This window comes from Acidovorax sp. SUPP3434 (assembly GCF_030159015.1).
GTDB lineage: Bacteria > Pseudomonadota > Gammaproteobacteria > Burkholderiales > Burkholderiaceae_C > Paracidovorax.
This window is the reverse complement of the sequence record NZ_BQXL01000003.1, coordinates 187,510-213,773: the sequence shown is the minus strand read 5'-3', so window position 1 is coordinate 213,773 and position 26,264 is coordinate 187,510. Positions and strand designations below refer to the sequence as shown.

General features: G+C 66.7%; 23 protein-coding genes. 9 read left to right on the top strand and 14 right to left on the bottom strand.

What is annotated here, in order from left to right; genetic code table 11:
- Positions 1-44: 44 nt before the first annotated feature.
- From AVKW3434_RS07390 to AVKW3434_RS07370, 5 genes are read right to left on the bottom strand one after another with little or no spacing between them, the layout of a single operon-like run.
- Positions 45-2,324: a methyl-accepting chemotaxis protein gene (locus AVKW3434_RS07390; protein ID WP_284393221.1), complete on the bottom strand. Its 2,280-nt coding sequence runs from the start codon at positions 2,322-2,324 to the stop codon at positions 45-47.
- A 21-nt stretch (positions 2,325-2,345) separates the two neighbouring features.
- Positions 2,346-2,873 carry a chemotaxis protein CheW gene (locus tag AVKW3434_RS07385; RefSeq protein ID WP_272567367.1) on the bottom strand — a complete coding sequence of 176 codons (528 nt, stop codon included), beginning with the start codon at positions 2,871-2,873 and terminating at the stop codon, positions 2,346-2,348.
- A 17-nt stretch (positions 2,874-2,890) separates the two neighbouring features.
- The gene (locus AVKW3434_RS07380) at positions 2,891-3,256 is read right to left on the bottom strand and encodes a response regulator (RefSeq protein ID WP_092741674.1); all 366 of its coding nucleotides are present in this window, start codon (positions 3,254-3,256) and stop codon (positions 2,891-2,893) included.
- The gene (locus AVKW3434_RS07375) at positions 3,256-3,654 is read right to left on the bottom strand and encodes a response regulator (protein WP_092741676.1); all 399 of its coding nucleotides are present in this window, start codon (positions 3,652-3,654) and stop codon (positions 3,256-3,258) included. Before AVKW3434_RS07375 ends, AVKW3434_RS07380 begins: the two co-directional genes overlap by 1 nt.
- 51 nt (positions 3,655-3,705) lie before the next feature.
- Positions 3,706-3,879 carry a rubredoxin gene (locus AVKW3434_RS07370; RefSeq protein ID WP_272567365.1) on the bottom strand — a complete coding sequence of 58 codons (174 nt, stop codon included), beginning with the start codon at positions 3,877-3,879 and terminating at the stop codon, positions 3,706-3,708.
- A gap of 95 nt (positions 3,880-3,974) precedes the next feature.
- Here AVKW3434_RS07370 and thiD point away from each other — a divergent pair, with 95 nt between their 5' ends.
- The 3 genes from thiD to AVKW3434_RS07355 all read left to right on the top strand — a co-directional run bounded on the left by thiD (position 3,975) and on the right by AVKW3434_RS07355 (position 7,625).
- Complete coding sequence (thiD, locus tag AVKW3434_RS07365; RefSeq protein WP_272567362.1) at positions 3,975-4,928, top strand: bifunctional hydroxymethylpyrimidine kinase/phosphomethylpyrimidine kinase; 954 nt, start codon at positions 3,975-3,977, stop codon at positions 4,926-4,928.
- Positions 4,912-6,225, top strand: a complete 1,314-nt coding sequence (hemL, locus tag AVKW3434_RS07360; protein ID WP_284405332.1) for a glutamate-1-semialdehyde 2,1-aminomutase — start codon at positions 4,912-4,914, stop codon at positions 6,223-6,225. The genes thiD and hemL overlap by 17 nt, the downstream gene beginning before the upstream one ends.
- A gap of 173 nt (positions 6,226-6,398) precedes the next feature.
- The gene (locus AVKW3434_RS07355; protein ID WP_284405331.1) at positions 6,399-7,625 is read left to right on the top strand and encodes a pectate lyase; all 1,227 of its coding nucleotides are present in this window, start codon (positions 6,399-6,401) and stop codon (positions 7,623-7,625) included.
- Between the two features lie 106 nt (positions 7,626-7,731).
- Here AVKW3434_RS07355 and purH read toward each other — a convergent pair whose 3' ends face one another.
- The 4 genes from purH to AVKW3434_RS07335 form a co-directional block, all read right to left on the bottom strand.
- A complete protein-coding gene (gene purH, locus AVKW3434_RS07350; RefSeq protein ID WP_284405330.1) occupies positions 7,732-9,357 on the bottom strand; it encodes a bifunctional phosphoribosylaminoimidazolecarboxamide formyltransferase/IMP cyclohydrolase in 1,626 nt (541 codons plus the stop codon).
- 83 nt (positions 9,358-9,440) lie between these two features.
- A complete protein-coding gene (locus AVKW3434_RS07345) occupies positions 9,441-9,674 on the bottom strand; it encodes a Fis family transcriptional regulator (protein WP_005799570.1) in 234 nt (77 codons plus the stop codon).
- Positions 9,671-10,720 carry a tRNA dihydrouridine synthase DusB gene (gene dusB, locus AVKW3434_RS07340; RefSeq protein ID WP_284405329.1) on the bottom strand — a complete coding sequence of 350 codons (1,050 nt, stop codon included), beginning with the start codon at positions 10,718-10,720 and terminating at the stop codon, positions 9,671-9,673. The genes AVKW3434_RS07345 and dusB overlap by 4 nt, the downstream gene beginning before the upstream one ends.
- 124 nt (positions 10,721-10,844) lie before the next feature.
- Entirely contained in the window at positions 10,845-11,696 is an 852-nt protein-coding gene (locus tag AVKW3434_RS07335; protein WP_284405328.1) for a cytochrome c, read from the bottom strand.
- A gap of 135 nt (positions 11,697-11,831) precedes the next feature.
- Between AVKW3434_RS07335 and AVKW3434_RS07330 the strand changes: the two genes are divergently transcribed.
- Entirely contained in the window at positions 11,832-12,311 is a 480-nt protein-coding gene (locus AVKW3434_RS07330) for a YqaA family protein (RefSeq protein WP_502869039.1), read from the top strand.
- Positions 12,312-12,490: 179 nt separating this feature from the next.
- On the opposite strand, the gene AVKW3434_RS07325 is transcribed toward AVKW3434_RS07330, so the two are convergent.
- Positions 12,491-13,417, bottom strand: coding sequence for a YihY/virulence factor BrkB family protein (locus AVKW3434_RS07325; RefSeq protein WP_284405326.1), 927 nt, complete (start codon positions 13,415-13,417; stop codon positions 12,491-12,493).
- Between the two features lie 372 nt (positions 13,418-13,789).
- On the opposite strand from AVKW3434_RS07325, the gene AVKW3434_RS07320 reads away from it, so the two are divergent.
- Both AVKW3434_RS07320 and AVKW3434_RS07315 read left to right on the top strand, forming a co-directional pair.
- A complete protein-coding gene (locus AVKW3434_RS07320) occupies positions 13,790-14,920 on the top strand; it encodes a Kelch repeat-containing protein (protein ID WP_284405325.1) in 1,131 nt (376 codons plus the stop codon).
- Between the two features lie 317 nt (positions 14,921-15,237).
- Entirely contained in the window at positions 15,238-19,029 is a 3,792-nt protein-coding gene (locus tag AVKW3434_RS07315) for an ATP-binding protein (protein ID WP_284405324.1), read from the top strand.
- 186 nt (positions 19,030-19,215) lie between these two features.
- On the opposite strand, the gene AVKW3434_RS07310 is transcribed toward AVKW3434_RS07315, so the two are convergent.
- From AVKW3434_RS07310 to AVKW3434_RS07295, 4 genes are all read right to left on the bottom strand, one after another.
- Complete coding sequence (locus AVKW3434_RS07310; protein WP_284405323.1) at positions 19,216-19,425, bottom strand: hypothetical protein; 210 nt, start codon at positions 19,423-19,425, stop codon at positions 19,216-19,218.
- A 27-nt stretch (positions 19,426-19,452) separates the two neighbouring features.
- Entirely contained in the window at positions 19,453-19,866 is a 414-nt protein-coding gene (locus AVKW3434_RS07305; protein ID WP_284405322.1) for a hypothetical protein, read from the bottom strand.
- A 378-nt stretch (positions 19,867-20,244) separates the two neighbouring features.
- A complete protein-coding gene (gene ychF / locus AVKW3434_RS07300; RefSeq protein ID WP_272567328.1) occupies positions 20,245-21,339 on the bottom strand; it encodes a redox-regulated ATPase YchF in 1,095 nt (364 codons plus the stop codon).
- A gap of 101 nt (positions 21,340-21,440) precedes the next feature.
- Positions 21,441-22,313: an MOSC domain-containing protein gene (locus tag AVKW3434_RS07295; protein WP_284393173.1), complete on the bottom strand. Its 873-nt coding sequence runs from the start codon at positions 22,311-22,313 to the stop codon at positions 21,441-21,443.
- A gap of 96 nt (positions 22,314-22,409) precedes the next feature.
- On the opposite strand from AVKW3434_RS07295, the gene AVKW3434_RS07290 reads away from it, so the two are divergent.
- From AVKW3434_RS07290 to AVKW3434_RS07280, 3 genes are all read left to right on the top strand, one after another.
- On the top strand, positions 22,410-23,540 hold the full coding sequence (locus tag AVKW3434_RS07290; RefSeq protein WP_284405321.1) for an FAD-dependent monooxygenase: 1,131 nt from the start codon (positions 22,410-22,412) through the stop codon (positions 23,538-23,540).
- 87 nt (positions 23,541-23,627) lie between these two features.
- Positions 23,628-24,347: a DsbC family protein gene (locus AVKW3434_RS07285; protein WP_284393166.1), complete on the top strand. Its 720-nt coding sequence runs from the start codon at positions 23,628-23,630 to the stop codon at positions 24,345-24,347.
- Between the two features lie 112 nt (positions 24,348-24,459).
- Positions 24,460-26,250, top strand: a complete 1,791-nt coding sequence (locus tag AVKW3434_RS07280; RefSeq protein WP_284405320.1) for a M61 family metallopeptidase — start codon at positions 24,460-24,462, stop codon at positions 26,248-26,250.
- Positions 26,251-26,264 lie beyond the last annotated feature (14 nt).

Genomic DNA, 26,264 nt, shown 5'->3' with positions numbered 1-26,264 from the left:
TTCGTCCCCGGCTCCGCGAGCCAGTTCGTTGATGGGTCCGCGCGTCAGGCGATCTTGAAACGTGCAACCGACTGGCGCAGCTCTTCAGCCATGTGCGACAGTTCGCGCACCTGCTGGGCCGTCGTGCGGGTGCCCTCGCCGGTCTGTTCCGTCACCGCAAAAATGTGCTGGATGTTGTCGGCCACTTCGTTGGCCAGTTCGGCTTCGCGGGACGTGGAGGACGAAATCTGCTCGATCAGGTCGGCCAGGCGGCGCGACACGCGATCGATCTCGGTCAGGGCCGTACCGGCGCTGTCGGACAGTCGGGCCCCTTCCACCACACCCTGCGTGGAACGCTCCATGGCGGCCACGGCATCCTGCGTGTCGGTCTGAATGGCCTTCACCAGCGCCGAGATCTGGCGCGTGGCATCGGCGGAGCGCTCGGCCAGCCGCTGCACTTCTTCCGCCACCACCGAGAAGCCACGACCGGCCTCACCGGCCGATGCGGCCTGGATGGCGGCGTTCAGTGCCAGCACGTTCGTCTGCTCGGTAATGTCGGAAATCAGCTCGGTGATTTCGCCGATCTCCTGCGACGATTCGCCCAGGCGCTTGATCCGCTTGGAGGTGTCCTGGATCTGGTCGCGGATGGAATTCATACCGCCGATGGCGTTCTGCACGGCCTGCAGGCCGGAATCGGCCGCTTGCAGCGACTGGCGCGCCACCGAGGCGGATTCCTGCGCTTGCGTGGACACTTCGTTGATTCGGCTCGCCATGTCGAGCACCGAGCGGCCGGTTTCGCGAATTTCGCGCAGCTGCTCGGTCGAAGCGGCCAGCAGCTCGGTCGAGGTGCTGTCCACCTGGGACGTCGTCTGTGCCACGCGGGTGGCCGTGTTCTGCACGCTGCCCACCAGCTGGCGCAACTCTTCCACCGTGTAGTTCACCGAGTCGGCGATGGCGCCGGTGATGTCTTCCGTCACGGTGGCTTCCTGGGTCAGATCGCCTTCGGCGACCGACTGCAGTTCGTTCATCAAACGCAAAATGGCGGCCTGGTTGGCGTCGTTCACGCGCTTGGCTTCCTGCTCCTGGCGGCGGGCGTCCTTTTGCTGCGATTCGGCAGAGGCCTGGCGCGAACGGCTGTCCATCAGCTGGACGCGCGAGATGCCGATACCGCACAACAGCACGAACAGGCCGGCGATGGCCAGCGCAGCGAACTGGCCGGCGCCCAGGCCCGTCTGGGACGACAGCTTGGTCTGCAGGCCTTCCAGCTGGCGGCGCAGCGGTTCGCTGTCGGCAATGATGGCGGACTGCGCTTCACGGGCGGACACCAGGCCTTGCAGGTTGCCCAGAATGGCGCTGGCTTGCGAACGCGTCTGTTCGTAGAGCTTGATCAGGCTTTCCAGTTGCTCGCGGGTCTGCGCGTCCCGGGTGGCGGCCAGGCGCAGGTCGGCGCTGCCGTCCAGCATGCCCTGGGCGATTTCCTTGAACGAGTTCAAGTCCTTGCCCAGCAGGAACACGGCCTCAGGACTCACGCCTTCGGTGGTCTGGAATTCGTTGGCGGACTTGCCGATGCGCTGGGTCAGCATCACCAGCTGGCCGGCGGCGGAGATTTCAGCGGCCGGGGCGTTCTGCTGCAGCTTGAGCGAGGAGATCGTTTCGGCGATTTCCAGCAGGTCGGACGACTGGCGGTTGATGGTGCGAAGCGCGTCGCCCACCTGCGTCAGGATCTTCTGCTGGCCCATCACCACGCTGGCGTTGCGCTCGGCGCGCTCCATCAGCGGCGTCACGGCTTCCAGGTCGGGCTTGAACGTCTCGCCCAGCGCCTGCACGTTGCGTTCGTTGTCGCCGCTGTTCAATGCGCGCACGTCGCGCGCCAGCGAGCCCGAGCTTTCCATCACGTCCGGGAAGGCCTGTGGGCTGCCCACCAGCGCCTGCGAAACGGATTTGGCCAGGCGTTGCGACTGCATCAGCGACTGGCCGGTCGCGGCCAGCTGCTGTGCGGAACGGTCGGCCTGCTGCAGCACCCAGCCGGCGATCGCCGCCAGCACGATCACGCCGATGGCCAGCAGCATCAGCAGGCGGCGCTGGTGGCTGGCGGCCGTGGCCCGGCCCAGCAGGGGCAGCGAGATCAGGTCTTCGTCGGCGACTTCGCCCTCTGCGAACTGCGAGATCGCAGAAGGGTCACCCTGCACGCTGTTCATGGCGTCCGCCTGGTAGGAGTCGCGCAGCGAGGACGCGTCGGACGTCAACGGATCCAGCCCGGCATCCGCTCCCGAAAGCCCTGGGTTGGCATCCGGCTCGGCGGGCTTGCGGTTGAACATTTTTGCAAATGGGTTGACGACGGACATGGTGCGGCCTTACAGAAAAACTCAAGCACTGATGCTGAGGAAAGCGGGGTGTTGGGACAGGGCTTGCAGGTTGAGCTCCTGCCATTGGACTCCCTGGGAATCCAGATACGTGGTGCCGTAGAACGGGGGCGCGTCTTCGGCGGGGGGCTCGGAGGAAACAAAGGCTTCCGTGCCGCGCAGGCCGGCCAGGCGATCAACCAGCAGCGCGGCGTTCACATCGAGCACCGCATTGAAAGCCAGCAGGCTGGCATCGGCCAGCGCCTGCTCGGTGCGGTTGGACGGCAAACCGAGCAGACCTGCCAGATCGACCACGCCGATCAGCGAGCCGCGCAGGTTGGCCACCCCGAGGAACCAGGCATGGGTATAGGGCACGGCTTGCACGCCCGCCCAGGGAAAGATCTCTCCCGACTGGCCCAGCGGCAGCAGGAAACGGCGCCCCGCCGACTCGACGGCCAGCCAGGACGAAACAGACACACCCTCGCCCCGCGCCGCCTGCAGGCGGGCTGCAAGGCGGGTCTGGAGCTCTCTCAGCGCTTCACGGTTGGCCATGGACGGTCCGGGCGCTTTTAGTTCAGTGCGTCGATCTTGGCTTGCAGCTCGGCAGGATCCACCGGCTTGGTGATGTAGCCGCGAGCGCCCTGGCGCATGCCCCACACCCGGTCGGTTTCCTGGTTCTTGCTGGTGCACATGATGATCGGCACGTCGGCGAACTGGGGATCGCGGGTGATGGCGCGCGTGAGCTGAAAGCCGTTCTGGCCCGGCATCACGACGTCCATGAGGATCAGGTCGGGCTTTTCTTCCGCGAGGCGGCGGAAGGCTTCTTCGGCATTTTCCGCGGTGCGGACCTGCATGCCCTTTTTTTGCAGCAAGTCGGTCAGAAACATCAACTCGGTCTTCGAGTCGTCAACGACCAGTACTTTCTGGATAGGCATTACATCGCTCCTTGTTGGGCATTACCGAACTGCTGAACTGCTTTCAGCAGCTGGTCTTTGGTAAATGGTTTGGTGAGATATTCCTGGCACCCCACCATGCGTCCACGCGCCTTGTCGAAAACGCCGTCCTTGGAGGAGAGCATCACGACGGGCGTGTCGGCGAAGCGCGCGTTGCGCTTGATGATGGCGCAGGTCTGATAGCCGTCCAGCTTGGGCATCAGGATGTCGCAGAAGATCAACTGGGGCTGGTAGTCGTTGACCTTGGCCAAGGCATCGAAGCCATCGTCGGCGAGCAGCACTTCGTGGCCACCCTGCTTGAGAAAGATTTCTGCGCTGCGGCGGATGGTATTGCTGTCATCCACGACGAGCACCTTGAAGGATGCGCCTGTTGTAGTCAATTTCGTCACCGCTCCTGAAGGGGAAATAACAACGCTGGCAGGAGCCGCGCCTCAGATCTGGACCATTTCGAAGTCTTCCTTGCGAGCGCCACACTCCGGACAGGTCCAATTCATGGGCACTTGATCCCACGGCGTATTGGGCGCTATTCCGTGCTCAGGAGAACCTGTTGCCTCGTCATATATCCAACCGCAAATCAAGCACATCCAGGTTTTAGGGTCCGTCACAGCTTAAATGGCCTTCACATAGAATGCAACGATTGTATCCAAGCATCTCAACGGGAAGGCAGTTTCCGTGCCAACCGTTACGCTGGTGCGGCGCCATGACCACAGATTCCCCCCTCCCCCCAGACCTGTCCCCATCCCCCGATGAAGCCGACGACGACGGCGCCACCCCCGCCTGCGTGATGGTGTTCAACGCCAACGACCCGAGCGGGGCCGGCGGGCTGACGGCGGACATCGCCACCATCGCCTCCGTGGGCGGCCACCCGATCGCGGTGGCCACGGGCGCCTACATCCGCGACACGGCCGAGATCTTCGACCACTACGCCTTCGACGACGAGGCGGTGGCCGAGCAGGCCCGCACCGTGCTGGAGGACCTCACCGTGCAGGCCATCAAGGTGGGCTTCGCGGGCAGCCCCGAGAACCTGAGCGCCATCGCGTCCATCGCGTCCGACTACGACGACGTGCCCGTGATCGCTTACATGCCCAATCTGTCCTGGTGGCGGGACGACCTCATCGACCAGTACCTGGACGCCTTTCAGGAACTGCTGCTGCCCCAGGTCTCGCTGTTGGTAGGAAACCACAGCACCCTCTGGCGCTGGCTGCTGCCGGACTGGACCAGCGAGAAAAAGCCTTCCGCGCGCGACCTGGCCATGGCCGCCTCCGAACTGGGCGTGCCTTATGTATTGGTGACCGGCATTCCCGCGCCCGAGCAGTTCGTGGAGAACGTACTCGCCTCGCCGCAGACGGTGCTGGGCAGCGGCAAGTTCGAGCTGTTCGAGGCCACCTTCGCCGGTGCCGGCGACACGCTCTCGGCCGCCCTGACGGCGCTGGTCGCTAGCGGCAACGACCTGGGCGAGGCCACGAGCGAGGCGCTCGCCTACCTGGACCGCTGCCTGGACGCCGGCTTTCGCCCGGGCATGGGCCACATCATCCCCGACCGCATGTTCTGGGCGCAGCCCGACGACGACGAGGATGACGAAGACGGCGAGCCCACCCCCGACCCCACCGCCATCGACGGCTTCGTGATGCCACCCCATGACACCCAGCACTGACCTCAACCTCTCCCTGTTCGAACGCGCCAAGGCGCTCATCCCCGGCGGCGTCAATTCGCCCGTGCGGGCCTTCAAGGCCGTGGGCGGCACGCCGCGCTTCGTGCAGCGTGCGCGAGGCGCCTACTTCTGGGACGCCAATGGCCAGCGCTTCATCGACTACATCGGCTCCTGGGGGCCGATGATCCTGGGCCACGGCCACCCGGCCGTGCTCGAGGCGGTGCAGAAGGCGGCGGTCGAGGGCTTCAGCTTCGGCGCCCCGACCGAGCGCGAGGTCGAACTGGCCGAGGCCATCATCGCGCACGTGCCGTCGATGGAGATGATCCGCCTCGTCAGCTCGGGCACCGAGGCCGGCATGAGCGCCATCCGCCTGGCGCGCGGCGCCACGGGCCGCAGCAAGATCATCAAGTTCAACGGCTGCTACCACGGCCATGCCGATGCCCTGCTGGTGAAGGCCGGCTCGGGCCTGGCCACCTTCGGCCACGCCACGAGCGCGGGCGTGCCGCCCGAGGTGGTGCAGCACACCCTGGTGCTCGAATACAACGACATCGCGCAGCTGGAGGAGGCCTTCGCCCTGCATGGCCGGGACCTGGCCTGCCTGATGATCGAGCCGATCGCCGGCAACATGAACTTCGTGCGCGCCAGCGTGCCGTTCATGCAGCGCTGCCGCGAGCTGTGCACGCAGTACGGTGCGCTGCTGGTGTTCGATGAGGTCATGACCGGTTTCCGCGTGGCGCTGGGCAGCGCCCAAAGCCTGTACGCCCGGAGCATTCCCGGCTTCCAGCCCGACCTCACGGTGCTGGGCAAGGTGATCGGCGGAGGCATGCCGCTGGCGGCGTTCGGCGGGCCGCGCGCGATCATGGAGCACCTGGCCCCTCTCGGGCCCGTGTACCAGGCCGGCACGCTGTCGGGCAACCCCGTGGCGACGGCCTGCGGCCTGGCCACGCTGCGCGAGATCGCCCGGCCGGGCTTCTACGACGCGCTGGGCGCACGCACCCGATCGCTGGTCGAAGGCCTGGCCCGGGCGGCCCAGGCGGAAGGCGTGCCGTTCAGCGCCGACAGCGAAGGCGGCATGTTCGGCTTCTTCCTGCTGCCCGAGCTGCCGCAGAACTACCCCACGGTGATGGCGACGGACGGCGCGCGCTTCAACACGCTGTTCCATGGCTTGCTGGACCGCGGCGTGTACATCGCCCCGGCGCTGTATGAAGCCGGCTTCGTGAGCAGCGCGCACACCGCGCAGGACATCGACGAGACCGTGGCGATCGCGCGCGACGTGTTCCGCACGCTCGCCGCCCGCTAGGGACCGAGCCGCCCGCGGGGCCGACGCCGCCCCCCCACGGCGCTTCGGGTGGTGCGGCGCCGCTTCGTGCGGCCGCCCTGCAAAGCAGGCGCGCGGCGCACAGTGTTCGCGAAGCCAAGCATGTTGCGTGGCATTTTGACCGACGGCCCGTTCCGCCGGGATCGCGAGCACCCATGAGCCCCATCGACCTTCTTTCTTCCTTCAGTGCCTGGAACACCCACCGCAAGGCCCAGGTCCAGTCCGGAAATTCCCCGTCCTCCGCCTCGGGCACCGACAGCCAGACGCTGCAGAAAGCCATCGAGTCCCTGCTCAAGGGGTTCCTGGAAAAGCTGATCAAGGAATTGACCGGCCAGCAGGGGTCCGGTTCATCCGGCAGCTCCGGCGGCGGGTCGCCGGCGCCATCTCCGGCCCCGTCTGCCTCGCCCTCGCCCGCCGCCGCGCCTTCTTCGGGACCGTCGCCGGCACCGTCCCCTGGTGCGGCCACACCGGCGCCAGCGCCCACGCAAGCCCCGGCGCCGACGGCAGCGACGCCCACGCCCGACCCGTCCACGATCACGAACACGCCCAAGCCATCGCCGACGCCTGCACCGCCGCCCCCCACGGAGGTGGGTTCGGGCGGCAAGGCACCGGCGACCGCGCCGTCGGCAGCCCCCACACCAGCCCCAGCCCCGTCAACGAATTCAGCCGTCACCAAGCCGCCGGCGAACATGAAGGTCGCCGAGCCCACGGGCGTGGAAGAGGTGAACAAGCCCATCATCGTGAAGGCGGGCACGACCTACGACGGGCAAGGCAAGCTGTTCAACGCCGGCGCCGGGCTGAACGGCGGCGGCACCGCCGAGACGCAACTGCCGATGTTCATCCTCGAGCCGGGCGCATCGATCAAGAACCTGCAGTTCAAGGGCGGGGACGGCATCCACCTGCTGGGCGATGCCAAGCTGGACAACGTGCACGGCCTGCAGACCGGGGACGACTTCGTCACCGTGGATGGCGCGGAGAACAAGGCGGTCGACGCCCAGCGCGCCGGCATCTCGGCGAAGGACCTTCCGAGCGGCCCGGCCCAGGTGGAGATCACGAACTCGTCGTTCCAGAACAGCCACGACAAGGCGATCCAGATCAACGGCGACGTGAACCTGAAGCTCCAGGGCATCTACGCCGACAACATCGGCCAGCTGGCGGTCACGCGCGGCGGCTACCCGATCACGGCGAACGTGGACATCTCCGATTCGACCTTGCAGAACCTCAAGGCCTTCACCTTCCGCTTCGACTCCAAGCACTCCACCGTCAACATCTCGAACACCGACGTGGACGGCGGCAAGACGCCGGTGAATGTGATGGCGGGCGACCCCAGCAAGGTCCATGGCGCCGGCAGCGTGCGCCAGTCCGTGCAGACGGTCGGGTAACCTGACGCGCCGGAACGGCGAAGGCCCTGCCAGCGCAGGAAGGCAGGGTCTGCCTTTCCCGCGCTGGCAGGGCCTTCGCGCTTGGGGGAGGTTCCTGCCGCCCGGCTCAGTGGCGGAAGTGGCGCACGCCGCTGAACACCATGGCCACGCCGCGCTCGTCGGCGGCGTCGATCACTTCCTGGTCGCGCATGCTGCCGCCGGGCTGGATGACGCAGGTCGCGCCCGCATCCACCACCACGTCCAGGCCGTCGCGGAAGGGGAAGAACGCGTCGCTCGCCACCACCGTGCCGGCCAGCGACAGGTTGGCGTGCTGCGCCTTGATGCTGGCGATGCGCGCCGAGTCCAGGCGGCTCATCTGGCCGGCGCCCACGCCCATCGTCATGCCGCCCTTGCAGAACACGATGGCGTTGCTCTTGACGTACTTGGCGACCTTCCAGGCGAACAGCAGGTCTTCCATCTCTTCCAGCGTGGGCTGCTTTTTCGTGACGACCTTGATGTCGATCATCGACAGCTCATGGTTGTCGGCCGACTGCAGCAGCATGCCCGAGCCGATGCGCTTGGCATCCATGGCGTTGCGGCCGCGGTGCCAGGGCGTATTGCTGCCCAGCGCGTATTCCGCCGCGTCCAGCGCCGGGGGCAGCGCGATCTTGAGCAGGCGCACGTTGGCCTTGGCCTTGAAGAACTCCAGCGCCTCGGCGGTGAAGTCGGGGGCCATCAGCACCTCCACGAACTGCTTGGCGATCTGCTGCGCCGCGGCGCCGTCCACCGGGCGGTTGAAGGCGATGATGCCGCCGAACGCACTGGTGGGATCGGTCTGGAACGCCTTGCCGTAGGCGCCCAGGGCGTCGAGCCCGACGGCCACGCCGCACGGGTTGGCGTGCTTGACGATCACGCAGGCCGGCACGTCGAAGCTCTTGACGCATTCCCAGGCGGCGTCGGCGTCAGCGATGTTGTTGTACGAGAGCTCCTTGCCCTGCAGCTGCACGCCGGTGACGATGGAGCCGGGTGCGGGGTACAGGTCGCGGTACAGCGCGGCCTGCTGGTGGCCGTTCTCGCCGTAGCGCAGGTCCTGCACCTTGGTGAAGATGCCGTTGCTCTGGCCGGGGAAGGCGGTACGGGCGGGCACGTAGTCCTCGGCCAGCTTCTCGGCCTCGAACGTGACGGACGAGAGGTAGTCGCTGATGGCCGCGTCGTACTGCGCGATGCGGTTGAACGCGGCGACCGACAGGCCGAAGCGCAGGGCATCCGACAGCTTGCCCGACGCCTTCAGCTCGCCCAGCACGCTCTCGTACTGCGCGGCGTCGGTCACCACGCCCACGTCCTTCCAGTTCTTGGCGGCGCTGCGCACCATGGCGGGCCCGCCGATGTCGATGTTCTCGATCGCGTCCGCCAGCGTGCAGCCGGCCTTGGCCACCGTGGCCTCGAAGGGGTAGAGATTGACCACCAGCAGGTCGATGGTGTCGATGCCGTGCGCGGCCAGCGCGGCCATGTGCTCGGGCAGCTCGCGGCGCGCCAGCAGGCCGCCGTGCACCTTGGGGTGCAGCGTCTTGACGCGGCCGTCCAGCATTTCGGGGAACTGCGTGACCTCGGCCACTTCGGTCACGGGCAGGCCGGCCTTGGCCAGCAGCTGGGCGGTGCCGCCGGTGGACAGCAGCCGGATGCCCAGCGCGTGCAGGGCCTGGGCGAATTCAACGATGCCGGTCTTGTCGGAGACGGAGAGAAGTGCGTTCATGGCAGGGGGTGGGGTTTGATTGAAATCGGGCTTCAGCACAATATCCACTAGGGCATTACGCTATTAAATTTATAGCAACTGAATTACAGCAGCTTGTGCTCCACCAGCTTCTTGCGCAAGGTGTTGCGGTTCAGTCCCAGCCATTCGGCCGCGCGGGACTGGTTGTTGTCGGCGTGGCTCATGACCACTTCCAGCAGGGGCTTCTCGACCACCCGCACCAGCATGTCGTACATGCCGTCCGGTGTCTCACCCCCTAAGTCGCGAAAGTAGCCCTGCAGGCTCTCCCGCACGCACTCTTCGATGTGTTTCTTGCTCATGCCGCCAGGTCTTCCTGTTTTTCGCTGGGGTCTGCGTCCTCGGTGCGCGCGGGGGGCAGCCGGTCCATCCGTTGCCCGATCGCATCCAGATAGTGGGCCACCGCGTGCCACTGTTCGGAGCAGTCCTCGATGGTGTTGATGTGTTGCCTGAACGCCTCGCCGCCGGGCAGGGCCCGCACGTACCAGGCGATGTGCTTGCGCGCGCTGCGCATGCCGGTGAACTCGCCGTAGAGGCGATAGTGGTCCTGCAGGTGGTCCAGCAGCAGGCGCCGCACCTCGGCCACCAGCGGCGGCGCCAGGTGCTCGCCCGTGGCGAGGTAGTGGCCGATCTCGCGAAAGATCCACGGCCGGCCCTGCGCCGCGCGCCCGATCATGATCGCGTCGGCGCCCGTGGCGGCCAGCACCTCGCGCGCCTTCTCGGGCGAGGTGATGTCGCCGTTGGCCACCACCGGCACGCGCACCGCAGCCTTCACGGCGGCGATGGTGTCGTACTCAGCCTGGCCACGATAGCCCTGCTCTCGCGTGCGGCCGTGCACCGTCAGCATCTGGATGCCCACGCCCTCGAACGCCCGGGCCAGGGCCACGGCGTTCTTGTGCTCCTGGCTCCAGCCGGTGCGCATCTTGAGCGTGACGGGCACGTTGCGCGGGGCACAGGCCTGGACCACCGCCTCGGCGATTTCCAGGGCCAGGGCCTCGTTCTGCATCAGGGCGGAGCCCGCCCATTTGTTGCAGACCTTCTTGGCCGGGCAGCCCATGTTGATGTCGATGATCTGCGCGCCCCGGTCCACGTTGTAGAGAGCGGCCTCGGCCATCATCTGCGCGTCGGTGCCGGCGATCTGCACGGCGATGGGGCCGGGTTCGCCCTCGTGGTTGGCCCGGCGCGAAGTCTTGAGGCTGTCCCACAGGTCCTTGCGCGACGTGACCATCTCGCTCACCGCGTAGCCCGCCCCCAGCGCCTTGCACAGCTGGCGGAACGGCCGGTCCGTGACGCCCGCCATCGGGGCGACGAACAGGCGGTTCGCCAAAGCAATGTGGCCGATGTGCATGGGAGGGGGGGAGGCAGCGCGTGCTGAAAAAGGAGGCAGGATTGTAGCTGCTCAAAATTTCAGCAAATGAAAAGTGCGTCCGGCGCCGCCACCGCCCCCCATCGGCGGCCCGCCGCGCCGTTCTTCAGCGCGCCCCGCGGCGCTCGCGGGCCATGTGCTGCAGGTAGCTCACCAGATCGTCCAGATCGCTGTCGCTGAGCCGGTCCGGCGCGAAGCCGGGCATCGACTGCCCGGGCCACTGGCGCACGCTGGCCGGGTTGCGCACCAGCTGGCGCAGCGCCTGCGGCTGGAAGTACTCCACGGGGCTCATCGGCAGGTTCAGGTCGGGCCCCAGCCGCGCCTCGCCGCCGCCGTTCATGGTGTGGCAGACGAAGCACTGCGCCACGAAGATCGCCTGGCCGCGCCGGCGCGCATCGCCCGCAGGCACCTCGGGTGCGACGCCGATCCGGGGCCAGCGCTTTTCCGGCGACTCGCGCACGTGCAGCCGGGCCACGGCATAGGGCCACTGCTCGCTGAGCACGCCGTCGGCCACCGGCCAGACGATGTAGAACGGCCCGGGGCCCGACGCCTTGCCCGGCAGCGCGGGCCAGGGCGCACCGGCCGGCTCGACCGCCAGCCAGGCCTGGCCCCGACCCGGGCGCAGCACCAGCGCGCCGGGCAGCTGGGCGACGAAGCCATCGAGCGCCACCGCCTCCAGCACGTCGCCCGCGCCCAGGCCCAGGCCGTTCAGCACGGCGGCCAGGGGCACGGCGCGATAGCGCATGGGCCGGTGGTAGGCCACGTCCGCGGGCACGTCGATGTCGCGCGCCTCGGGGTGGCGCAGCAGCGTTTCGGAATCGACCTGCCGGGCACCGCCCGGCCCCTCCAGGTGCAGGACAGCGGCCTGCGCCGCACCGGCCAGCCAGCAGGCCAGGCCGAGCGCGCCCACGGCCAGGGCCCGGCGCACGGCCGGGACGGAAACATCGAACCATTGCATGGTGGGGAACCTCCTCTTGTATGGGTGTGCGGCGACGGCCCACCGGCGGGCCGCACCGCGGCGCGATCGTAGCGGAGCCCAAGCGCCTGTCCGACAGCGAAGGCTTGCCGGCGTCCCCTAAACTGCGCCCCAGTTATGGAAATCTGGATGAACCACCTCATGGACCTGCTGGCGCTGCCCCAGTACGGCCTCAGCACGGTGTTCATGGTGTCGTTCATCTCCGCCACGCTGCTGCCCCTGGGCTCCGAGCCCGCGGTGTTCGGCCTCATCAAGCTCAACCCGGAACTCTTCTGGCCCGCCGTGCTGGTGGCCACCGCGGGCAACACGATGGGCGGCGCCCTGAGCTGGTGGATGGGCCTGGGCGCGCACAAGGCCGTGGACCGCGCCCGGGGCGAGCATTCCAATCCCCGCGCCCTCGCCTGGCTGCAGCGCTTCGGCCCCAAGGCCTGCCTGCTGAGCTGGCTGCCCGTCGTGGGCGACCCGCTGTGCGCGGTGGCCGGCTGGCTCAAGCTGCCTTTCTGGCCCTGCGTGGCCTACATGGCGGTGGGCAAGTTCGGGCGCTACCTGGCCATGACGGCCGGGCTGCTGTACCTCTGGCCCGAGGCCGGGCGCTGACCTTCAAAACGCTATTAATTCAATAGCAATATGCCCTAGTGATTCATGCGCTGGGGCCGGTTTTCACTCTGAACCGGCTGAATGCACCTGTCCCGGGTTCGGGCATGCGCCGGCACTTCACACCCCGCCACACCCGGCGGTCCTGCCCAAGGTTTGCATCCAGGACGGTCCCGAACGCATCACGCCCCGGGCGCAGGAGACTCGCCTTGCGAGGCATCAGGGCCGCCCCAGTCTTCCGGCAGCGCCGCCCTGTCGCGCAGCACCCCGTTCACCTCGGCGCCGAAGATCAACGTGGTGGCGCTGATGTACAGGAACACCAGCGTGGCCACCACGCCCGCGAAACTGCCGTACACCAGCGCGAGCTTGCCGGCGCTGCGCAGCGTATACGACAGGGTGGCGGCCGCCCCCACCCACATCGCCGCGCCCACGATGGCGCCCGGCACCACGGTGCGCAGCCGCTGCCGCAGATCGGGCAGCCAGCCGTAGAGCAGCGCGTACAGCACCGTCAGCACCAAAAACGCCGAGCCGTAGCGCACGCTGTTGCGCAGCCAGGGCGTCTCCTGGCCCACGCCCACGTTGCGCTCCAGCAGCTGCCACACATAGGGCATGACGATCACCGAACTGAACGCCGCGAAGATGCCGCCGCCCACCACCACCGTGAACACCGTCACCTTGATGCGCGCCTTCCAGAACGGCAGGCCGCGCTCGATGCCGTACGAGCGGTTGAGCGCCGTGCGCACCGCCTGCATGCCCGACGACGCCGTCCACAGCGTGACCAGAAAGCCGATCGCCAGCAGCGCCTGGTTGCGCTGCGCCAGCACCTGCTGGATCACCGGCTGCATCGCGTCGCGCACCACCGGCGGCGCATATTCCAGCACGCGCTGGGCCAGGGCCGCGGCATCGCCGGGCTCGCCCACATAGGCCGCCGTGGCCGACAACAGGATCAGCAGCGGGAACATCGCCAGCACCGACGAGAACGCCATGCTCCCGGCCTGGTTGGCACTCTGGTGGAGGATGTAGTTGCGGACCGCCAGGGCGATGACGGGCAACCCCGGAATGGACCAGGCGATTTGCCGCACGCGGTGCAGGACGGTCATCGGTGCCATGCGTTTGTCCAACTCTGCATCCTTCTTCGTTCCGCCGATCGACCGGCGCTCATGTGAAACCAACCCATCGACACGCGAAGCGCCAGGAGGACCTGCGGCGCGGGGCCACACCCGCTGACTGTCGCCCAAGCCACGCAGGCCCTCTGTAGGACTCGAAGAACACCCGAAGCCGCCCAAGGGGGACCGCCGCACCACGATGCCAACGCCGCTGGCTGCAGCGCACAAGCCCTTGGACAGCCTGCACAGGTTACAGATGCATCCAGTGGTGACCGATTCAATATTCCGAACAGCGGAAAGATAGACTGCGCGCGGTCGTTTCCGGAGAAGTCCGGACGACCGGGTTCATTTCAATCAATACAACGGAGGAATTTCATGAAACGATTTCTGTGGGGCCTCGGAATGGCCCTGGCGCTGATCGCCCCTGGGGCGCATGCGCATGGGAGCGCAGCAGCAGAAGCATCAGCAGCAGACGGCCGCTGGACCCGGCTGGTCACCACGGGCGAGGGGCCGTCCGTGCGCTCGACGCCCGCCGTGGCGCCGGTCCTCGGGTCCATCTACCTGTTCGGCGGGGTCAAGGACGATTTCGCCAGTGGCGAGAACACGTTCTACGACGACCTGTACCGCTTCGACCCCCGCCTTGCACGGTGGACGCCGCTGTCGCCCTCCGGCGCCAAGCCGCCGGCCAGGGCCTTCGCCGCGAGTGCCGCCGTGCCGGCGCGGCACTGGATGCTGGTGTTCGGCGGCGCCAACTACAGCGCCGACCTTTCCTCGCTCACGTTCTTCGACGACCTGTGGGCCTACAGCGCCCTGCTCAACCGCTGGACGCAGTTGCAGCCCGGCAATCCGGGGCCTTCGGCCCGATCGCGCCCCGCCATGTGGGTGGATGGCGAGAAGGTCTATGTGTTCGGCGGCATCCAGACCGACTTCCACACCTTGAACGACCTGTGGGCCTTCGACCTGCGCACCAACCTGTGGACCCAGATCATCGCCAATGGCGACGCAAACTCGCCGACCTCGCGCCATGAGGCCGCGGTGGCCGGGCGCGCATGGGACGGGCAATTGACGCTCTACGGCGGGCAATTCAGCGACAGCGACGGCTTCGTCTCGTTGAACGACACCTGGCGCTTCGACCTCGCCACCCACCAGTGGCAGAACATCACACCCGCCGAAGCCGACAACGTCAATGCGCCTCGCCACCAGGGATCGACCGTGCAGATCGGCCACGCGCTGCTGATGGCCGGGGGCGACCTGCCAGGGGGCAGTTCCGGCTGCGGCGCCGCGTTCCCGCAGAACGCCACGTCCGAACTGTGGCGCTTCAACCTGCACGACCGCACGTGGCGCCTGCTGGCCCCGGGTGGCGATGCCTTCCCGGCGATCAAACGGACCAACGCGGCCGCGGTGGGCGGTGTGATGTATGTGTTCTCGGGCTTTGGGTTCTCGTGCCAGAACGATGAAGGCGGGCAGGTGTGGAACCCTGACGTTTACGCCTTCCGGCCCCGCTGACCGGGGCGCCCGGGGGCTGCGTCAGGCAGCCTTCGGGCGCTGGTCTGGGCGCTCAGGCATGAGCAGGATTCGATGGGTAGTCGTCTCTCTGCTCTGACGCTTGATGTCCCTAGACGGGCCATGGAAATCCATCGGATCAAGGTGAGCACCGACGAACAGACGGGCGCTGTAATCGACCCAACGCGTGCACTGGTCAAGTCAACTTGAAGGTCGACTATGCAGCGGTTGCGGCCGGTCGCCACAATCAGCTCTACTCACGCTGCTCTGCATGAAGCGGTCATTGGGCTTGGCCAACAGCCACCATAACGAGGACAAGCATGCTCGAACTCACTGGAAAACACATTGCCGACCTGGGCGACGAAGACCTTCGCCTGCTGGTCACCAAGCTGTGCGAGGCAGAGTTGCAGCGCCACGGCCTGCCGGCATCTGCCGTCCTCGCCGGAGGCAACCAGACGGCGAAGGACGGCGGCATCGACGTCGCCGTGCAGCTTGACCTTGCCTCCGTGGACCTAGACTTCATACCGCGACCGCAGACGGGCTTCCAGGTGAAATGCGAGGACATGCCAGAAGCGAAGGTGCTCGCAGAAATGCGCCCAGATGGCGCGCTGCGAGATTCCATCAAAGCGCTCCTTGCGGCCAAGGGCGCGTACGTGATCATCTGCTCCAAGGGGACGGTCTCGCAGCTCTTTCTAGGAAAGCGCATCAAGGCTATGCGCACCTCGGTTGCCGACCAGCCGGGAGCCGGCGAACTCAAGGTGGACTTCTACGACCGAGATCGCTTGGCACGCTGGGTGCGCCAGTACCCCGGCGTGGAATTGTGGGTGCGCAGCCGCGTCGGCGCGCAACTTCGTGGCTGGCAGGGATACGCTCCCTGGGCCGGTGGCGCGCCTGACACGGTCTACCTGCACGACGAAACCGCCAGGATGTTCGAGCGCAGGGCTGGCGGTACGCCCACCGCGCTTACCGTGACCTCCGGCATCGAGCGAATGCGCGCCGCACTGGAAAAACCAGGTCAGGTTTCTCGCCTCGTGGGCCTGTCCGGCACCGGAAAGACGCGTCTGGTGCAAGCGCTCTTCGAGCCCGTCGAGGGTACGAGCAGCCCGCTGGAGAGGGGCCGACTGCTGTACACGGACTTGGGGCACTCGCCCGACCCCAGCGCGCGCGAGATGCTCCTGCGCCTTGGAGAAGCGGGTCAGCGCGCCATGGTGATTGTGGACAACTGCAACCCGAATACCCACCGGACGTTGACGGAGGTGGCTCGCCAATTCCCAGAGCATTTGAGCCTACTGACCGTCGAGTACGACGTGGCCGACGAGGATTCGCCGGAGGCCACCGACGTGTTCGAACTTGCTCCATCGTCGGGCCCGGTGCTGGAGTCGATTTTGGCGCGCTTGGCGCCTCATCTCGACAGCAGTGACAGGATTCGCATCGTGGAGTTTGCCGGTGGCAACGCGCGGATCGCTCTCGCACTCGCAGGAACGGTAGCAGCCGGCGAGACGCTCGGCACTTTGAACGATGGAGAACTGTTCCGCAGGCTGTTCAGACAGGGGCAGGCAGACGACGAGGGGTTGCTTAGGGCCGCCGAGGCTTGCTCGCTGGTGTACTCCTTTGACGGGGAGGACACCCAGAGCGATGCATCTGAACTTCGCATCATGGGCTCTCTGATCGGCACCAGTGGGCGGGAGCTATTCCGTCACGTCAGTACCCTGATGCGGCGCGACCTGGTTCAGTCGCGCAGCAAATGGCGTGCGGTTTTGCCCCCAGCGCTTGCCAACCGGCTCGCACGATCAGCGCTTCAAAGCATCCCGCGAGCAGACATCGTGGACGCTTTCATGTCCAGCGAGCGGCTCCTCGTTTCATTCAGCCGGCGGCTGGCGTACCTGCACGACATCGAGGTAGCCCGGGCCATCGCCGCTCGCTGGATGGAGGACGAGCAGCTGCTCGCCAAACCCGAGCAGCTGAATGACCTGGGGCGCAAGCTCTTCATCAATCTTGCTCCACTGAATCCCAAACAGGCCCTTGGCTCCCTGTATCGGGCCTTCTATACAGATGGCGGGCAAGAGTTCGTAACGCGGCAACACGGGCACCTGGCAGAGTGGAGCGCGCTGCTACGACATCTGGCCTACGAGCCAGCTAGCTTCGATGCGGCGGCCTCGCTGCTGCTGACGATTGCTGAGCTGGATACGAGCACCTATACGAACTGTCGCGATGCTTGGCGCGAGCCTTTCCGAATCGGTCTGTCGGGCACCCTGGCACTACCGACGCAGCGTATGGGAATGCTTGGTCGGCTCATGGCCTCGGCTACAGGCCGTCGCCGCGAGCTTGTCTGGGAAGCCATCGAGGCGACGCTCGAAGCCCACTTCATCAACTCATCGCATGACTTCTCGTTCGGCGCTCGACCGCATGGGTACGGATGGGAGCCTTCCAACCAAGAGGAGGTCGTGGCCTGGTATGAGGAAGCGTTTCGCCTTGTTCGCCTGATGTGGCAGTCGGGCACTGAGGGGCGCGAGCGAGCGTCCAAGGCCCTGGCGAGCCGCTTTCGCGAACTGTGGCACCGCGACGTGCACAGGCAGCTGGCAGCATTGGCCAGGGAGTTCGCCAGCCAAGCGGGTTGGCCGGCGGGATGGGTGGCGATCAGAAACACGCTGCGCTTTGATTCGGCGGCAATGGACTCTGAGACGTTGTCCGCACTTCGAGAACTCGAGGCAGCTCTGGCGCCGTCCGGGCTGCTGCAAGAGGTTCGCACCTATGCGCTTGGTCATGCGGGCGAACACCTTGACGTGGCAGATGCGCTCGATACCTCGGATGCAGAAGAGGAAAAAAACCCAATTGATGCATGGCAGCGAGCCGATGCTAAGGTGACAGCGATGGGCGAGACGCTGGCTCGAGACGAAGAAGCGCTTGGCCTTGTGCTGCCGGAGCTCTTTGCGCAACAAAGTGGCAGGCAGATGCTCCTTGGGCAGGGACTGGGTCGAAGCTCTGACGATCCGCTTCGCCACTGGGCCCTCCTGCGCGGAGCATTTGTGCGGGCTGAAGGTGACTCCCACGTGGGCGTGCTGGCGGGCTTTGCTCAGGGGGTGAAGGCGTCGAACCCAGCAACGCACGCGGTCATCATGGACGCGCTCTCTGGCGATCCAAAGCTCGAACCCTATTACCCGGCCTTCCTCGGGGCCCCCGCGGACGATGCCGACGCAGACCGGCTGATTGCCGCGATGCACCGGGGCGTGGCTCAGCCATTCCGATTCACGTTGCGCACAAACCTTCGTGGCGCCCCAGGGCTCTCGCTCGAGAAGTTCTGTGCCGCCGTCGATGCGCTCTCGTCGATGGAGGGAGGTTTGGGCTCGGCCATCAACGAGCTCTACAGCGAGCTGTATCAGTGGAAGCCAAGCGCGGCCGCAGTGCCTGTTGAGCTCAAGCAGCTGGCGCAGACGCTCCTCAGCAAGTTCAGCTTCGACGCTCTAAATCCCAACGCGGCCTATCGTATGAACGAGTTGGCCAAGATGGCATTTGTCGGTGCCGACGCAGCTGATGCGGCAGCCGAGTTGGCCGGACGCTTCGCAGTGGCGCTGAACGACTACCGGACACGCGGGGAAGAGTACGGCGAGCTCGCTTGCACGCTGTTCCGGCTGCAGCCTAGAGCTGCGCTTGAGGCCTTCCTCGCCAAGCCTGTGCAACGAAAGCCCTTCGGGTTCCGGGCGCGGTTCGTCGCCAGGCACGGCTCGGTCGTTCAGTGTGCACCCGATGATGTCATCCTGGACTGGGTGCGCAGTGACCCCGGGACCCGAGCCTCGCTGGTCGCCTCCGAAATCACCATCGTCTCAACCACAGATGATGGCGCGACGGTCCTGGGCTCGCTAGCGGCTCATTTGTTGGAGATGGCTCCTGACAAGGCCGCCATCTTGGAGGTGTTCGGCAGGAGCTTTCACCCTTCTCACTGGTCAGGCAGTCTCAGCCAGACGCTAGCACCGTTCGTCGCCCTCGCAGAAGCCCTTGCGACCCACTCCGATCCTGTCGTGGTTAGCTGGGCCGCGGAAGCGCTGACGTCTATGCGTCGGCGGATTGAACGCGACAGGGATCGGGACGTTCCACGCGAGGAATCGTTTGAATGACGGACACAGCGCGAAGCCATGCAGCAACATTCTTGAGGAGATGGGGCGCTAATTTATGCAAGCTTCTCGCCGTGTAGGACTGCTCTCGGTGTGACCTGACATTGGCCGCTCAAATCCCAATGTCCGAGATTAGCCTGAAGCGGCTCATGCATCTCTCCACACATCACGCTGTAGGCTTGGCCGTGCTCAATCCTTGACGCTCACCCCCAGATTACCCAGCTTTTTTGCATACGAGTCCCTGCGTTTTGCGGCCTTTGCAGCGGTTTCGGAGGCGGCTTGAACCGCCTTCGGGCCTTTAACCGCAGCCGCTTTGATCAAGCCGAACTTGTGAGCGGCATCTGCCTCGGCCCGCTTGAAAGTAGCGATGAGTGCAGCATGGGCAACGGATGGATTCACAGGTACTCCATATATCAATCAGCGGCGTCACCCTTGAATTTGGACGTCGGTGCGAAGCAAGGCGGTTCTCAATTCGCGACTAGCAGGTTTTGAAACATCCACCTTTTGAACAGCCAGGTCAAAGGGTGAGCCTGGCTTGATGCTGGTTGGAAGTATCTTTTTTGCTGGATTCTTGGCGGGGTACGTGCCCTGCCCCGGACACATGCGAACGGAAAACCCGAATTCTTCGAGTGCACCTTTCGCATACAACTGCGCCAATTGTTGAAACGTGACGAAGGTCGAACGTTTGACGTCTTTGAATCCTGGCCGACTGACGTCACGAACGATCTCGAATTTACCCAGCGAATCTCGCTGTGTATCGGTAAACGGATGGAGCAAGAAAGTCTGACGAACCCCATTTTTGGACAGGGTGTGCTCGACGGCTATATCGGTTAACAGCATATTTTTCTCGCTCTTCAAGCTGCAGTTGCACAGCACATCATTGGCCATCCCACCCAAAGTCGCAGATCATGTTTTCACACCACGCCAATAGGGGACTGAGTAAGAGTCCGAAATTAGCCTGAACTGCCGTCCAGCCGAAAGAGAGCATGCCGGCCGATAGATGTCTGCTGCGACAGGCTTATCGCGAGCGTTCAGGGCAACGGACTGGCCGAACTCCACCACTGCAATATGCATCTGCGGCAAAGCTCTGTCCAAGAAGCGCTATTTCGGTCTTGTTGAAATCAAGGATCGAGAGCACCGCTAGACAGGCCCGCATTTTTCCGCGCGCTGGCCGACGCCCGCAAACGTCGGCCAAGCTTGAAAACCGCCGCGCGCCGGTTAAACGTTGAACAGGAAGTTCATCACGTCGCCATCCTTGACGACGTATTCCTTGCCTTCCGCGCGCATCTTGCCCGCGTCCTTGGCGCCCTGTTCGCCCTTGAAGGCGATGAAGTCCTCGAAGGCGATCGTCTGGGCACGGATGAAGCCGCGCTCGAAGTCGCCGTGGATCACGCCCGCGGCCTGCGGGGCGGTGTCGCCCACGTGGATGGTCCAGGCGCGCACTTCCTTCACGCCCGCCGTGAAGTAGGTCTGCAGGCCCAGCAGGTTGAAGCCGGCGCGGATTAAGCGGTTCAGGCCGGGTTCGGCCTGGCCCATCTCGGCCAGGAACATGTCGCGGTCCTCGTCGCTCATCTCGGACATTTCCGCTTCCATCTTGGCGCAGATGGCCACGACGGGCGCGTTCTGGGCGGCGGCGTATTCCTTGAGGCGCTCCAGCAGCGGGTTGTTCTCGAAGCCGTCTTCGCTCACGTTGCCCACGAACATGGCGGGCTTGGCGGTGATGAGGCAGAAGGGCTTGAGCAGCGGCGCGTCTTCCTTGCTCAAGGGCACGGTGCGCGCGGGCTTGCCCTGGTCGAGCGCGGCCTGGATGGGCGTGAGGAGGGACACCAGCTTGGCGGCTTCCTTGTCGTTGCCCGACTTGGCGGCCTTGCTGTAGCGGTTGAGCGCCTTTTCCACCGTGGCGAGGTCGGCCAGGCACAGCTCGGTCTGGATGACTTCGATGTCGGAGATCGGGTCCACGCGGCCGGCCACGTGGATGACGTTGTCGTCCTCGAAGCAGCGCACCACGTTCACGATGGCGTCGGTCTCGCGGATGTGCGCGAGGAACTGGTTGCCCAGGCCTTCGCCCTGGCTGGCGCCGGCCACGAGGCCCGCGATGTCCACGAACTCGACGATGGCCGGAACGATGCGCTCGGGCGTGATGATGCCGGCGAGTTGCTGCAGGCGGGGATCGGGCACTTCCACCACGCCCGTGTTGGGCTCGATGGTGCAGAACGGATAGTTCTCGGCGGCGATGCCGGCCTTGGTCAGCGCGTTGAAGAGGGTGGACTTGCCCACATTGGGCAGGCCCACGATGCCGCATTTCAGGCTCATGGCAGGGCTTTCAGGTGTTCGGGAGACAAACCCGCGATTTTACGGGGTGGGCCCGGGGCCCTGGCGGCCGGGCGGATCCCGGCCCTTTTAGAACGGGCGATTCAGTCGAAGCGCAGATCGGCCGCGACGGGCTGGCCCACGCGCAGCATGCGGCCCGCGCCTTCGCGCACGATGGCGTTCATGCCGAAGGTGATGGCGCCGCCCAGCCGGCGATCGTGGCGGTAGGTGCGCATCATGTCGCTCACCTCGGGGCTGCTGGCGGCGGTGGCCGGGTCGATGTCCGGGATGGGGCAGCGCGCGCAGGGCTTGGTGGGCTGCAGGTGCACTTCCTCACCCTCCCCGGTGCCGATGTAGAGCCGGTCGATGCGGTCCTCGTCGTGCGCGTGGAGTCCATCGACCACGATGTTGGGGCGAAAGCGCTCCATGCCCACGGCCGCGTGGCCGGCGGCCCGCAGCCGCTCGTTCAGCCCGTCCAGCGACGCCTGGCTGGCCAACAGCAGCGGGAAGCCGTCGGAGAAAAGGTTGGGCACCTCCAGGCCGTCGGTCCACTTGGGGCTGGACAGCCGGCGGTGCTCGGGGTCGAACCGTACCATGCGACAGGGCTGCCCCAGGAAGTCGGTGAACCACTGGGCGGCCAGCGGGCCCATGTCCCAGGCGGGCACCGTGTCGTCCCACAGCCGCACCGTGGCCGGGCCTTCCACCTGGTCGATCGCCACGTGCAGCGCCAGCATGCCGGGGGCGCGCAGCACCATCTCATGCACTTTGAGCTGGGGCCGGACCAGGGCCATGCGCGGCAGCGTGCGCTGGGTGAGGAAGTGGCCGGCCGCGTCCACGACCATCCAGGCGCGGTCCAGGTCGAGCCCGGTGTCGGTGAGCAGCGCCTGGCGCACTTCGATGCCGGCGCAGGATTTGACGGGGTGGACGAACAGGCGCGCGATGGTGCCGGCAAGGTCGTGGTCGGGGCGGAAAGTCACAGGGAAAAAGCTCCAGGGGCGCGGGCGCGAAACCCATCGGTGAAAGCGGGATTGTGCCCGCCCGTGCCGCCTTGGCCGGCTCCTACAATGCCCGGCATGGCCCAAACCTTTGATGTATGTATCCGTGGCGCTGGCGTCGTGGGCCGCACCCTGGCCCTGCTGCTGGCCCGCGAACGGCTCCGCGTGGCCCTGGTCGGCACGCCCGCCCCCCCGGCGGCCGATGTGCGCGCCTATGCCTTGAACGCCGCCTCGCGCGGGCTGCTCGAATCGGTGCGCGGGTGGCCCGATGCCGCCCACGCCACCGCGGTGCGGCAAATGCAGGTGCATGGCGACCAGGGCGGCGAGGTGACGTTCGATGCCGAACGCCAGGGCACCGAAGCGCTGGCCTGGATCGTGGACGTGCCCGCGCTGGAGGCCCGCCTGGCCGATGCCCTGCGGTTCCAGCCCCAGGCCGAATGGGTGGACGCCCCGGTGCCCGCCGCGCTCACCGTGGTGTGCGAGGGCCGCGCCAGCCGCACGCGCGAGGAATTCGGCGTGGACTTCGCCACCATGCCGTATGGGCAGCACGCGGTCGCCACCCGGCTGCAGTGCGAACGGCCCCACGGCCAGGTGGCGCGGCAGTGGTTCCTGCCCGACGGCATCCTGGCCTTTTTGCCGCTGGACGGCGCCGCGGGGAACTCCGTCGCGGTCGTCTGGTCAGTCTCGCAGGACCGGGCGCAGCGCCTGGTGGCCCTGGACCCCACCGAATTCGAGCAGCAGATTCAGCAAGCCAGCCAGAACACGCTGGGTACCCTGCAGTTGAGCGCAGACCGCACGGCCTGGCCGCTGCAGCAGGCCCGCGCGGACCGCTGGTGTGGCCCCATGGCGGCGCCGGGCCAACCAGGCGCCGGGCGCAGCTGGGTGTTGGCGGGCGATGCGGCGCACAACGTGCATCCGCTGGCCGGCCAGGGCCTGAACCTGGGGCTGGGCGATGCGCAGGCGCTGGCCCGCGTGCTGAACGGGCGCGATTACTGGCGCGGCGTGGGCGACCTGCGGCTGCTGCGCCAGTACGAGCGCGAACGCAAGGCGGCCCTGCTGCCGATGGGCTGGACGATGGACGGGCTGCAGCAGCTTTTCTCGCGCAGCGAAGGGCCTTTGATGGCGCTGCGCAACTGGGGAATGAAGGGCTTCGAGCGCAGCGGCCCGCTCAAGGATTGGGTGACGCGCCAGGCCATGGGCCTGCGCTGACGGGATGGACCGAAGGGCCGCAAGGCGGGCCGCTGGCGACCGCCGCGGCGCAATGATGAACAACGAGTTGAAGAACGAAAGAATCGCATGAAACTGATCTCCTCCCTGCTGGCCGGCGCCGCGCTCACCCTGTCCCTCGGCGCGTTCGCCCAGGAAACGGTCATCCGCAAGGCCCTGTCCGACCGCATTCCGCAGCTGGAGAAGATCGACGAGGTGCGCAGCACGCCCATGCAGGGCCTGTACGAGGTACGCATCGGCACCGACCTGTTCTACACCGATGCCAAGGGCAACTACCTGATCCAGGGCGAGCTGATCGACACCAAGGCCCGGCGCAACCTGACCGAAGACCGCATCAACAAGCTCACCGCGGTGGACTTCGACGCGCTGCCGTTCAAGGATGCCTTCACCATCGTGCGCGGCAACGGCAAGCGCAAGATCGCGGTGTTCGAAGACCCCAACTGCGGCTACTGCAAGCGCTTCGAGAAGGACCTGCAGAACGTGGACAACGTCACGGTGTACATGTTCCTGTACCCCATCCTGAGCCCCGATTCGGCCGAGAAGTCCCGCAACATCTGGTGCGCCAAGGACCGCGTGGTGGCCTGGCAGGACCAGATGGTGCGCGACAAGCCGGCACCCGCCGCCAGCTGCGACACCGCGGCCGTGCAGCGCAACCTGGCCTTCGGCAAGAAGCACAAGATCACCGGCACGCCGACGATCATCTTCGCCGACGGCTCCCGCGTGCCGGGCGCGATCAACGCGCAGGAAGTCGAAAAGCGCATGGCCGACGCCGGCGGCTCCGGCAATTGAGCCCCGGCGTGCGCGGCGGCTGCCGCGGCGCACGCTCCTGACCGCCGGGCGGCGCGGACCACTTCACTGCGCCAGCCCGGGCCTTCCCCGACCCTTCAGCGCCGCACGCACCATGTCCGCCCTTCGCCACGCCCACCCCGCCGTCCACTACCGCGTCGAGCCCGCGCAACTGCATGCCCACCTGTTCAGCGTGACGCTGACAGTCGCCAGGCCCGCGGCACAGCAGGCGCTGTCGCTGCCGGTCTGGATTCCCGGCAGCTACCTGGTGCGGGAATTCGCCAAGAACCTGCAGAGCCTGCGCGCGCAGCAGGACGGCAAGGACGTGCCCCTCTCCCAGCTGGACAAGTGCCGCTGGGAGGTGCAGTGCCGCAACGACCACCCGCTGGTGCTGACGTACGAAGTCTGCGCCTACGACACCTCGGTGCGCACCGCCTTTCTGGATGCCACGCGCGGCTTCTTCAACGGCACCAGCCTGTGCCTGCGCGTGCACGGCCAGGAGGCCGCGCGCCACGACCTGGAAATCGTGAGCACGCCCGCCGTGGCGCGCTGGTCCGTCGCCACCGGGCTCGCCGCCGAGAAGACCACGCGCGCCGGCTTCGGCACCTACCGCGCCGAGCACTACGACGAACTGGTGGACTGCCCGGTGGAAATGGGCCCGTTCTGGAGCATCCGCTTCACGGCCTGCGGCGTGCCGCACCGGCTGGTGATCGCGGGCGCCGCGCCTTCGTTCGACGGCAACCGCATCGTGGCCGACGTGCGCCGCATCTGCGAGGCTGGCATCCGCTTCTGGCACGGCAGCGGCAAGCCGCCCTACCAGAACTACCTGTTCCTGCTGAACGTGGTGGACGACGGCTACGGGGGCCTGGAGCACCGCAACTCCACCGCGCTGATCTGCGGGCGGCGCGACATGCCGCGCATCGGCCAGGCGCGGGCGCCCGAGGGCTACAACACGCTGCTCGGGCTGGTGAGCCACGAGCACTTCCACACCTGGAACGTCAAGCGCCTGCGCCCGGCGGAGTTCGCGCAGTACGACTACACGCAGGAGAACTACACGCGCCTGCTGTGGTTCTTCGAGGGCTTCACGAGCTACTACGACGACCTGCTGCTGCGCCGCGCGGGCCTGATCGACAACGCCACCTACCTGCGCCTGCTCGCCAAGACCGTCAACCAGGTGCTGCAGACGCCCGGCCGCAAGGTGCAGTCGGTGGCGCAGGCCAGCTTCGACGCCTGGGTCAAGTACTACCGCCAGGACGAGAACACGCCCAACAGCACGGTGAGCTACTACACCAAGGGCTCGCTGGTGGCGCTGTGCCTGGACCTCGCGCTGCGCCGCGAAGGCCAGGCCACGCTGGACGACGTGATGCGCGCCCTGTGGGAGCGCTGCGCCGCCGGCCCCATGTCCGAAGCCGACCTGCTCGACGCGATCCAGGCGCTGGCGGGCCGCTCGTTCGCCACCGAGATCGCGCAGTGGGTGCACGGCACCGACGACCTGCCCCTGGCCGAGCTGCTGGCCGCCAACGGCGTGACGCTGCAGGGCGAGCCGGCGCAGCTGGCCCAGCGCCTGGGCGTGCGGGTGGCGGAGGGCCAGGGCCTGCAGATCAAGGTGGTGCTGCGCGGCGGGCTGGCCGAGCAGGCGGGCTTCGCGGCGGGCGACGAATGGCTGGGGATCGAGGTGCAGGGCGAGGCTTGGCGCGTGCAGCGGCTGGACGACGTGCCGCTCTACGCCGGCGTGGAGCCCCGCGTGACGGCGCTGGTGGCGCGAGACCGGCGGCTGCTCGAGTTGCCGCTGGAACTGCCTTCGACGGCCCATGCGGGCGCCGAGGCCGAGGTCGACACCATCGGCCTGTCGGTGGCCGACGCGGCACTGGCCAACCGGTGGCTGGACGGCACCGCCAGCCAATAGAGGACCCTGGCAGA